This is a genomic window from Phaeobacter sp. SYSU ZJ3003 (assembly GCF_041300735.1).
Lineage (GTDB): Bacteria > Pseudomonadota > Alphaproteobacteria > Rhodobacterales > Rhodobacteraceae > Phycobacter > Phycobacter gallaeciensis_A.
Map to the genome: position 1 here is coordinate 1 of NZ_PXNU01000097.1, position 6427 is coordinate 6427.

At 61.1% G+C, this 6427-nt stretch carries 7 protein-coding genes; 2 read left to right on the forward strand and 5 right to left on the reverse strand.

What is annotated here, in order from left to right; genetic code table 11:
- Window positions 1–335 precede the first annotated feature (335 nt).
- From C6W91_RS20485 to C6W91_RS20500, 4 genes are all read right to left on the reverse strand, one after another.
- On the reverse strand, window positions 336–908 hold the full coding sequence (locus C6W91_RS20485; protein ID WP_274836198.1) for a cob(I)yrinic acid a,c-diamide adenosyltransferase: 573 nt from the start codon (window positions 906–908) through the stop codon (window positions 336–338).
- 6 nt (window positions 909–914) lie between these two features.
- Complete coding sequence (locus C6W91_RS20490; RefSeq protein ID WP_370571526.1) at window positions 915–1118, reverse strand: twin transmembrane helix small protein; 204 nt, start codon at window positions 1116–1118, stop codon at window positions 915–917.
- A gap of 71 nt (window positions 1119–1189) precedes the next feature.
- Window positions 1190–2020: an SDR family NAD(P)-dependent oxidoreductase gene (locus tag C6W91_RS20495; RefSeq protein ID WP_274839967.1), complete on the reverse strand. Its 831-nt coding sequence runs from the start codon at window positions 2018–2020 to the stop codon at window positions 1190–1192.
- A gap of 45 nt (window positions 2021–2065) precedes the next feature.
- The gene (locus tag C6W91_RS20500) at window positions 2066–2866 is read right to left on the reverse strand and encodes an SH3 domain-containing protein (protein WP_274839966.1); all 801 of its coding nucleotides are present in this window, start codon (window positions 2864–2866) and stop codon (window positions 2066–2068) included.
- A 281-nt stretch (window positions 2867–3147) separates the two neighbouring features.
- Here C6W91_RS20500 and C6W91_RS20505 point away from each other — a divergent pair, with 281 nt between their 5' ends.
- Window positions 3148–5496 (forward strand): DNA topoisomerase IV subunit A, encoded by a 2349-nt coding sequence (locus tag C6W91_RS20505; protein ID WP_065271500.1) that lies wholly within the window; start codon window positions 3148–3150, stop codon window positions 5494–5496.
- Between the two features lie 139 nt (window positions 5497–5635).
- Window positions 5636–6190, forward strand: coding sequence for a hypothetical protein (locus tag C6W91_RS20510; RefSeq protein ID WP_065271499.1), 555 nt, complete (start codon window positions 5636–5638; stop codon window positions 6188–6190).
- 32 nt (window positions 6191–6222) lie between these two features.
- Here C6W91_RS20510 and C6W91_RS20515 read toward each other — a convergent pair.
- A partial coding sequence (locus C6W91_RS20515) for a hypothetical protein (protein ID WP_370571527.1) occupies window positions 6223–6427 on the reverse strand: 205 nt, incomplete at its 5' end.

Below are 6427 nucleotides of genomic sequence, written 5' to 3' on the forward strand. Positions count from 1 at the left end.
CGTCCGCTTTGACGCGGACCTTCACGTTATAGTCAATCACGCGTTTGACAGGCACGAGTACCTTCATTTTGCGTTCTCTCCTTAACAAACGGCCTGCCGTGGGGACGGCGGGCCTCCATGCTCTCGCGCCGTTGATACCGGGTCAGTGGTGCGGGCAACAGTGAAAAATCGTCATGTTAGCGGCCCCGGACGTCGCGTCCGCGTGTTTGGCGCATCATTTTTGCAAGAATGTTTCGCAAGCGCCCCTGCCTGCCGCCACGGCAGATTTCCACCCCGGCGTTGTCGCCGGGGTATGTCTTGGGCCCCTGCGATTCGCAGAGGCGATGATCCGGGGGTCAGCGGTTGGCGCCCGGAACCCAGAGTACATCCAGATCGCCATTGTCATTGGCGGCGCGGGAGGCGACGAAAAACCAGTCGGACAGGCGGTTGAGATATTTGACCGCTGCCGGATTCACGTCTTCTTCGGTGGCAAGCTCGGTGGCCAGGCGTTCAGCGCGGCGCGCCACGGTGCGGCAGACGTGCAGATGGGCAGCCAGTTTCGACCCGCCAGGCAAAACAAAACTGCGCAGCGGCGCCAGCTCTTTGTTCATCACATCGATCTCGGCTTCGAGCCGGTCGACCTGACTGGGCACCATGCGCAGCGGCGGGTATTCCGATTCGCCGTCCTTATCCATGTCCGGGCGGCAAAGGTCGGCCCCCAGATCGAAAAGGTCATTCTGGATGCGGGTAAGGGCGGCATCCATTTCACCTGAGGCCTCAAGACGGGCAACGCCGACAAAAGCGTTCAACTCGTCCGAGGTGCCATAGGCGGTGACCCGGGCCGAATGTTTGGCAACCCGGTCACCATTGCCCAGAGCCGTATCGCCCTTGTCACCGGTGCGGGTGTAAATCTTGTTCAGAACAACCATGATTTCTTATCCTCCCTGATTGCGCAGGTAGACATAGGCGGCCACCAGTACAACGGCAATGAACTGGAACAGTAGCCGGAGGCGCATCATCTTGTTGCCATACTTGTGGTTGAAGGCGCCGCCTTTACCAAAGCCACCAAGGCCGATCACCAGAACGGTCACCACGGCCGCCATGGCCAGGATGGCCAGAATATAGAGCGGATCACCCATTGCTCTTGCTCCTTCGCATTTGCGTTGCCCCGGTCTATCGCCTGCATGGGCGGATGGCGACCGCGAATCCGCTATCTAAGCCGCGCCAGGATGCGGTCAATTGATCGGGTTGGCAAAATCCGGCGCAGGAAGCCCGCGATATGGGTCGGCGTGGTTACGTAATAGCGCGGGCGGGGGCGAGGCGACTCGCAGGCATGGATCAGTTTCGCCGTCACCGCCGAGGCCGGGAGTTCGAACCGGTCGGGGCCTTTGCTTTCGTAAAGCCGTTTCAGCAGGCTCTCCTCATAACGGGCGCGCAGGGGTGAGGCGCGCCAATCCACGTAGCGTTCGAAATGCGGGATAGAGTTTTCGCGAATCTTCGATGTCACCGGGCCGGGTTCGATCAGGATCACATGGATGTTGGTGTCCGTCAGTTCGATCCGGAGCGTATCCGTCAGCCCTTCGATGGCGTATTTGGTTGCCACATAGGCGCCGCGCCACGGGAAGGTCACCAGACCCAGAATGGACGAGTTCTGCACGATGCGCCCATGGCCTTGCGCCCGCATCACCCGCAGTACCTGGCGTGTCAGCTCGTGCCAGCCAAAGAAATTGCTTTCGAAGATGTCACGCAGCGCCTCAGTCGGCAGATCCTCAACTGCGCCGGGCAGCCCGTGCGCGCCGTTGTTGAACAGCACATCAAGGCCCCCGCCGGTTGCGGTCAGCACCTGTTTCAGCCCGTCCGTGATGGTGTCTGGCCGGGTGTAGTCGATCAGCGGGCTGTCAAAACCTTCATCGCGCATCCGGTCGCAGTCTTGCTGCTGGCGGCAGGAGGCAAAAACCCGCCAGCCGCGATCCCGCATGCCGCGCGCCGCATCCAGTCCGATGCCCGAAGAACAGCCCGTAATCAGGATGGTTTTTTGCATATTGCCCCCGTTGCATCTGCGCGGGGGATACCCGCGCCAGCGCAGTTATGGGGCCTTTTGACTGACCAGTGAAGCGGCGATCCAGCCAAAATGTTCATTGTCCGGGGTGCGCAGATGCAGCCAGCCGGTGCCGCTGTCCCCGATCACGATCACTTCGTCCCCGGCCAGCAGGCGGGTGATGATCGGATAGGCGGTGCCCGGCCCCTGCCGCATATTGACCCGCGCGGCCCGGATGCTGCGTTTGTCCGTTTCGGGGTCTTCCGTCAGCCCAGGGGCAAGCAAAGCCGTGCCTGTCGTCGGGGGGTGGTTGGTGGCGGCCGCCAGTGGCGCCTGAGTTGTGCCCAGACCTTGCAAGCCGAGTTGCATCCCGCCGCCAAGGCCCTCTTCAAGCGAGGCAAGTTGCATTCCTCCGGTGTCCAGCCCGGCGGAGATCACCCGCGCCGCAGAGGTCCGTGATGTAACGGATGGTGCGGTGCCCGGGGTGCTGTCGGTCTCGCGGGGGGAGGTGGCGCTTAACGCGGCTGTGCCATCCTTGGCAGCGGCGGTCTCGGTCTCTTGGGCGCCCTGATTGGGGGATAAATTGGGGTATAGGCCCTGCTGGCCAGCGGCACGTGCCTGCGCCAGGGCCTTGTGTCGCTGATCAAGAGAGGTCCGGGTCACCAGAGAGCTTGCGGTGACGGTTATCTCATTGCGGGGTGTAGCGAGTTTGGCCGGGCTGTCTGTGGGGGCCGTGGCCGCGCTCTTTTCCACCACAGGCCGTTGCGGCGGCGTAAAATCCGCCCCGCCGCTGAGCTCATAGAACCCCCAGCCAAGGAAGGCAAAAGACGCCAGAACAAAGCGCGACATGGCGTGGTCCCCCGGAAAATAGCAATATTTAACGACAGCCCGAGGCAGATGCCCCTGCGGCATCGTTCGTGGGCGGTGGCGGCCGAATCCTGCTGTTCGACCCTGTGGCACTGACGCCAGAACATTAGGCTGCGCGGGTTTAAGCCTAGGTGAAAAAGGATCGTAAACACAGGGGAGAGTCCGATTTCTTCTCCCCCAAGTGGTGCCATGGGAGAAAATCCGGGCTGGGGGAGGACAACGCGCCGCTTTACCGCGGCACATGGGGGCAGTATTACCACGGAATGAGTGACTTGGTAGAAGACCCCGACCTCCCCTCCGCGCCGCAGAACGGCGAAGTGCTGGAACCGCTGCGCCGCGCCATTGGCGAGCGTTACCTGACCTATGCGCTGAGCACGATCATGCACCGGGCGCTGCCCGATGCGCGTGACGGGCTGAAGCCGGTGCATCGGCGCATTCTTTATGCGATGAACCGGTTGCGGTTGAATTCGACTGGAGGCTTTCTGAAATCGGCGAAGATTTCCGGCGACACCATGGGGGATTTCCACCCCCACGGCGACGCGGCGATCTATGATGCGATGGCGCGTCTGGCGCAGGATTTCAACGTTCGCTACCCGCTTGTCGACGGTCAGGGCAACTTCGGCAATATCGATGGCGATAACCCGGCGGCCTCGCGCTATACCGAGGCGCGCATGACCTTTGTCGCCGAGGCGATGCTGGACGGTCTGAACGAGGATGCCGTCGATTTTCGCGACAACTACGATGGCCGCCTGACCGAACCGGCGGTTTTGCCGGCAACCTTCCCGAACATTCTGGCCAATGGCGCCAGCGGTATCGCTGTGGGCATGGCGACCAATATTCCGCCGCATAACATTGCCGAGCTGATCGACGCCTGTATCCACCTGATCAAGGCGCCCGGCGCCGATGATGATACCCTGTTGAAATACGTGCCGGGGCCAGATTTCCCGACTGGCGGGGTGATCGTCGAACCGCAGGAAAACATCGCAAAGGCTTATCGCACCGGGCGTGGCTCCTTCCGGCTGCGCGCCACCCATGAGGTCGAGGACCTTGGCCGGGGTCAGTGGCAGATCGTGGTCACGGAAATCCCCTATCAGGTTCAGAAATCCAAGCTGATCGAAAAAATCGCCGAGCTGATCCAGACCAAGAAGGTGCCGATTCTCGGCGATGTGCGCGATGAGAGCGCCGATGACATCCGCATCGTGCTGGAGCCGCGTTCCAAGAACGTCGACCCCGATGTGCTGATGGGCATGCTCTATCGCAACTCCGATCTGGAACTGCGCTTCTCGCTTAACATGAACGTGCTGATCGACGGGGTCACGCCCAAGGTCTGCTCGATGAAAGAGGTACTGCGCGCCTTTCTTGATCACCGCCGCGACGTGCTGCAGCGCCGCTCGCGCCACCGGATGGCCAAGATCGACCACCGGCTGGAGGTTCTGGACGGTTTCATCATCGCCTTCCTCAACCTCGATCGGGTGATCGACATCATCCGCTATGATGAGGACCCCAAGGCCGCTCTGATGCGGGAGGATTGGTCGAAGGATCACCCTCGTGCCTATGACGAGGCGGACTACAAAACACCCGGTGTAGGCACCGGAGAGCTGTCCGAGGTTCAGGCCGAGGCGATTCTCAACATGCGGCTGCGCTCTTTGCGCAAGCTGGAAGAGATCGAGCTGACCCGGGAACGCGATGCCCTGCGCGAGGAACGCGCCGGGCTGGTGGAATTGCTGGGGTCGGAAGAACTGCAGTGGACCCGGATTACCGAACAGCTGCGGGAAACCAAAAAGCAGTTCGGCAAGAACTACGAAGGCGGCGCCCGCCGCACCCGGTTTGCCGAGGCAGGCGAAGTCGAAGAAGTGCCGCTGGAGGCAATGATCGACCGCGAACCGATCACCGTTGTCTGTTCGCAGATGGGCTGGATCCGGGCCATGACCGGCCATATCGACCTGAACCGTGAATTGAAGTTCAAGGACGGCGACGGGCCGCGTTTCATCTTCCACGCGGAAACCACCGATCGGCTGCTGGTCTTTGGCAGCAACGGGCGATTCTATACGGTCAGCGCCGCAACGCTGCCCGGTGGCCGCGGCATGGGCGAGCCTCTGCGCCTGATGGTGGACCTGCCCAACGAGGTCGAAATCGTCGATATCCTGATCCACAACCCCGAAGGCAAGATCCTGGTCGCCTCTTCTGCGGGCAACGGGTTCATCTGCGCCGAAAAGGACATCGTGGCCCAGACGCGCGGCGGCAAGCAGGTGTTGAACGTCAAGGACGACGAACAGGCGCGAATCTGTGTGCCTGTCACCGGCGATCACGTGGCCGTGGTGTCGGAAAACGGCAAATTCCTGGTCTTCTCGGTCGAGGAAATGCCGGAACTGTCCCGCGGCAAGGGCGTGCGCCTGCAAAAGTACAATATGGCGCGCGGCAAGCAGGGCTCGCTGGAGTTGGATGGTGGCCTTAGCGATGTCACCACCTTCAACTGGGATGATGGCCTGACCTGGGAAATGGGCGGCGGCAAGACCCGCCATGAAACGGATCTCAGCCAATGGCTGGGTAAACGCGCCGGTGTCGGCAAGCGTCCGCCCTATGGCTTCCCACGGAATTATAAATTCAAGTGATGGTGCGGGGCGCGGAAAATCTGTGCCCCCTTTGCCACCTGCCGTCGGTGTTGCTGACGCGCGTCTTTACCGGCGCGCGCGGCTCTGCCTATCTGTGCGCGACCGGCCTCATACACCAGCTTCATACAAGGGAAATGGAATGACCCGACTTCTTGCCTTTCTGGGCCTTTTTGCGCTGCTTTCGGCCTGCACTGAAACGCTGCTGGACGAACCACCCGAGGATCTGGGTGCCTTCCGGGTGCGGGTTGCCCATGTTTATACTGAAAAAGCGCTGAAATGGCCGATGTCCCGCGCTGCGGAGCAATCGGAGTGGATCGAGCCGATGAAAACAGCGCTGGAAGCCCGCCTGCGCCGCTATGACGGGCCGCAGGAGTACGACGTTGCCGTGACCCTTGAGGGCTTCATGCTGGCGCCGCCGGGGGTGCCGGTGCTGTTCAATCCCAAAAGCGTCGCGGTTGTGAATGTCTTTGTCTACGACGTGGAAAAGGAAGAGTTCCTTGCCGACAAGCATCAGATGGAGATCTTCGAGGACACCACAGGCGAAAGCGCGATTGTCGGCTCGGGCCACAGCCGGACCAAGGAAGAACAGATCGCCGGATTGTCGCTGAATATCGCCGATGCGGTGGAAGAATGGATGGCCGAACAGCACAAGGAAAACGGCTGGTTCGATCTGCGGGCCGAGGCCGCCGAGTAAGGCATTGCCCCGCTCCGGGGTGCGAAACCACATCAATCCGGACGAAGTTTGCCAAATCCACGACTGTCAAGCAGGAACGGGTTGATTTTTGCGCGTAAACCAAATAATCGGCGCGCGCAGAGGAAACCGGGTCGCATAGGGACCCCACATTTCAAAAGGGCGCCAAGAGAATGGCTAAGGAAAAGTTTGAGCGTAATAAACCGCACGTCAACATCGGCACCGTTGGCCACGTTGACC

Bases quoted from the DNA above. Each gene is read 5' to 3' on its own strand.
- C6W91_RS20485 (WP_274836198.1), bottom strand. From the start codon at position 908: ATGGTTGTTCTGAACAAGATTTACACCCGCACCGGTGACAAGGGCGAT.
- C6W91_RS20490 (WP_370571526.1), bottom strand. From the start codon at position 1,118: ATGGGTGATCCGCTCTATATTCTGGCCATCCTGGCCATGGCGGCCGTG.
- C6W91_RS20495 (WP_274839967.1), bottom strand. From the start codon at position 2,020: ATGCAAAAAACCATCCTGATTACGGGCTGTTCTTCGGGCATCGGACTG.
- C6W91_RS20500 (WP_274839966.1), bottom strand. From the start codon at position 2,866: ATGTCGCGCTTTGTTCTGGCGTCTTTTGCCTTCCTTGGCTGGGGGTTC.
- C6W91_RS20505 (WP_065271500.1), top strand. From the start codon at position 3,148: ATGAGTGACTTGGTAGAAGACCCCGACCTCCCCTCCGCGCCGCAGAAC.
- C6W91_RS20510 (WP_065271499.1), top strand. From the start codon at position 5,636: ATGACCCGACTTCTTGCCTTTCTGGGCCTTTTTGCGCTGCTTTCGGCC.